The organism is Shewanella sp. SM101 (assembly GCF_025654465.1).
GTDB lineage: Bacteria > Pseudomonadota > Gammaproteobacteria > Enterobacterales > Shewanellaceae > Shewanella > Shewanella oncorhynchi.
On the sequence record NZ_JAKKRH010000153.1, the window covers coordinates 1 to 510 of the forward strand.

Genomic DNA, 510 nt, shown 5'->3' on the forward strand with positions numbered 1-510 from the left:
AAGTGGTGGGAAGTGGTGGGTCGTGAAGGATTCGAACCTTCGACCAATTGGTTAAAAGCCAACTGCTCTACCGACTGAGCTAACGACCCATCTATTGTCTATTAAAACTGTTACGCTGATTTATACACTTTCAGTAAAGTGGTGGGTCGTGAAGGATTCGAACCTTCGACCAATTGGTTAAAAGCCAACTGCTCTACCGACTGAGCTAACGACCCAACTAGGTATTACGATAAAAATGTTCACTTATTTTGGCATCAACAATGCGAATAATAAGTGGTGGGTCGTGAAGGATTCGAACCTTCGACCAATTGGTTAAAAGCCAACTGCTCTACCGACTGAGCTAACGACCCATCTATTGTCTATTAAAACTGTTACGCTGATTTATACACTTTCAGTAAAGTGGTGGGTCGTGAAGGATTCGAACCTTCGACCAATTGGTTAAAAGCCAACTGCTCTACCGACTGAGCTAACGACCCAACTAGGTATTACGATAAAAATGTTCACTTATTT

At 42.4% G+C, this 510-nt stretch carries 4 tRNA genes; all 4 read right to left on the bottom strand.

The annotated features are described in order from the left end of the window. Positions 1-13: 13 nt before the first annotated feature. Positions 14-89, bottom strand: a tRNA-Lys gene (locus L5M38_RS24440). A gap of 50 nt (positions 90-139) precedes the next feature. Continuing rightward, positions 140-215: transfer RNA gene (locus tag L5M38_RS24445), tRNA-Lys, on the bottom strand. A 59-nt stretch (positions 216-274) separates the two neighbouring features. After that, positions 275-350 (bottom strand) — tRNA-Lys (locus L5M38_RS24450). A 50-nt stretch (positions 351-400) separates the two neighbouring features. Further along, a tRNA-Lys gene (locus tag L5M38_RS24455) sits at positions 401-476 on the bottom strand. Between the last annotated feature and the right edge of the window lie 34 nt (positions 477-510).